Source organism: Pseudovibrio ascidiaceicola, from assembly GCF_900114245.1.
GTDB classification, from domain to species: domain Bacteria; phylum Pseudomonadota; class Alphaproteobacteria; order Rhizobiales; family Stappiaceae; genus Pseudovibrio; species Pseudovibrio ascidiaceicola.
The window spans coordinates 1-2319 of record NZ_FOSK01000041.1 but is presented as its reverse complement, the minus strand read 5'-3'; the positions used below and the strand labels follow the sequence as shown (position 1 = coordinate 2319).

Below are 2319 nucleotides of genomic sequence, written 5' to 3'. Positions count from 1 at the left end.
GCACCTGCATTAACAGCGACAGCCCCAATAGTCCCCGAACCACCAAGGCTACCGCCGTTGACTGTGATATCACCAGTGGAGCCATTAACAAGCAGTTTACCTGCTGTCAGAGTTGTGCCACCTGAATAGCTATTGTTGCCCTCGAGAATAAGAGTGCCCAAATCGGTTTTATTCAGAGGTCCTGTCCCTATTATGTCAGAGGCAATGGTTGCAGTGAAGTTTGTACTCGTACCATCACCAACACGGACCGACGTTGCGCCGTTGAGCTTAATATCGCCACCTTTGACCTGATAGCCATCGGTTGCAAATTGCAAACCAGATGATACCGAGACACCTGTATCAGCAACCGTGACAGTGCCCGCAGTGCCTTGAAAAACAAGTGAGCTGTTGGGGTCATAGGCCAGATCTGTGAAGCTGGCGGAATTGGTCCAGTTCTGGCTTGTCGTATTCCATGTGCCCGCGCCGCCATGCACGGTGCCGTCGGCAGCCGACGTGCCGTTCCAAAACAATAGATTCCGCGTCGAGGCCAATAGCGACACAGTGCCGGGCGTTGCAGTGGTGCTCAGGGCATAGTCGTAGCCAACTGGGGAAAGCCCGATTGTGAGGCCGTTGTCTGTTAGGGCGCCGCCATAGGTGATTAATGAATATACACCAGCACCAAACGAGCCAGCATCGCTTACATCAAGTGTGCCATCCAACGTCAGGTTTCCACCAACGGTGATGAGGTCGCTGTCCACGCCTGCTGTGCCATCGGGCGCACCAAGGCCAAAAGCGAGTGTCGCGCTTTCGCCCAACACAAGGTTGCCGCCGATCTTCAATGTGCCACTCCCGTTGGAGCCTGGCGAGAGCGTGCCACCTGTCGCCTCGATAGTACCGACAGTGCCCGTGCCCCCCAGTGTTCCACTCGTCAGTTTGATCAGCCCAGGCAGCTCACCATTGACGATCAGCGCACCGCCAGTGATATTCGTCGTGCCAACAAACCTATTGTTACCGCCGTAAAATTCGCCCACCCCACCGGCCCAGATCGTTGTACCCGCTAAGTGATTGATTGTATGGCGAGATCCCACGCCGGGAGATACCGAGCCGATGTCAACATCAAAAATATAAGCATCATCCGTGTGATTGAAATTCAGTTCGCTCGTGGCATACCGAAAATAGATGCTTGGAACATCCAGTATGCCCGGGGCCTGCGCAGCTTCACCTTTTGCAGCACCAATATTGACGGCAAACCGGGCGTTTCTATTATCTCCAAATCTGATCCAAGAGGATGAGGAAAAAGTACCGCCATTCGAAACGGTGAGTGCACTCGTTCCATATTGGAAATCTAGTCTCTTTAAAGTTGAAAGTATAGACCCTGCGCCCGAAACAAGTATACGGCCTCCTTCTGTTGGTGCTGGTGGGCTATCGAAGTAATGGCCAACATCAATAGAGCCGTTTACAGTCAGGTGCGCACCGTCAAGCACGTTAAGCTCACCGCGGGCAATCCCGGCATCGAATTCGTCACGATCTGCCAAATTCAAGTAGCCGGTAATGGTTTTATCTTCTTTATCGCCATGTTTGTCCTCGCCAGAAATTGTGAGCGTGCCAATGCCCCCATCGCCGAGGGTCATACGGCTACTGCCAAAGGAGCCGTAGTTTTTGCCGGTAAAGACAACATCTGCATGACTAATTTGGGGAGTTGCCGTCAGCGCCCCTGCAATGATTGAAATCGCAAGCCTATGTGAAACTAGGGCTGATGTGTTTTTGTATGCAAAGATCAAGCGTTGCATGTGCTTCTATCCCTGGAGAGTAAAAAATCGGAAAGACTTAACCACAACCGGATCAGATCGCTGTCTACACCCGCTGTGCCGGACGGAGATCCAAGCTCAAAATCCATAACTGAGGCGGAGGTAAGATCGAGGTCACCATCAATTGTCAGCGTACTGGGACTGTTTCCAGCAGCGACGGTACCGTGAGAACCGGAGTTTCCGCCGATAGTTCTACCAGTGTTGGTGACTTCACCACCATTTTGAATGGTAATCTTGGCATCTGACCCAGCTGTCACCCCACTATTCAAGGGGGCATCCACATCCCACAGACTAGGGGGGGCCGAAACAGCTGGATCACTATCAACTGTTAGTGACCAAGACCCATCAATGTCCTCTGCACGAGCAGAACGGCTTGTGGCTACCAAGTCCAGGGCAATGAGTGCAAACACAGGGACACGCAATGCTGCAACAACGGTTTTTTGCTTTCGTCTTGTCTGTGAACCAAAACTATTCTGGAGCATTCAATTCCTCGGCTCTTATGTATTTGTAATGTTGTCGTTGGGCAGCGAAA

General features: G+C 52.0%; 2 protein-coding genes. Both read right to left on the bottom strand.

The genetic code is table 11. The annotated features are described in order from the left end of the window. Window positions 1-1769 (bottom strand): autotransporter-associated beta strand repeat-containing protein (locus BM231_RS26755; protein ID WP_208860680.1); only part of this gene is annotated, 1769 nt, incomplete at its 3' end. Beyond that, window positions 1757-2269 (bottom strand): hypothetical protein, encoded by a 513-nt coding sequence (locus tag BM231_RS26750; RefSeq protein ID WP_093524428.1) that lies wholly within the window; start codon window positions 2267-2269, stop codon window positions 1757-1759. The genes BM231_RS26755 and BM231_RS26750, both read right to left, overlap by 13 nt. Between the last annotated feature and the right edge of the window lie 50 nt (window positions 2270-2319).

Bases quoted from the DNA above. Each gene is read 5' to 3' on its own strand.
- BM231_RS26750 (WP_093524428.1), bottom strand. From the start codon at position 2,269: ATGCTCCAGAATAGTTTTGGTTCACAGACAAGACGAAAGCAAAAAACC.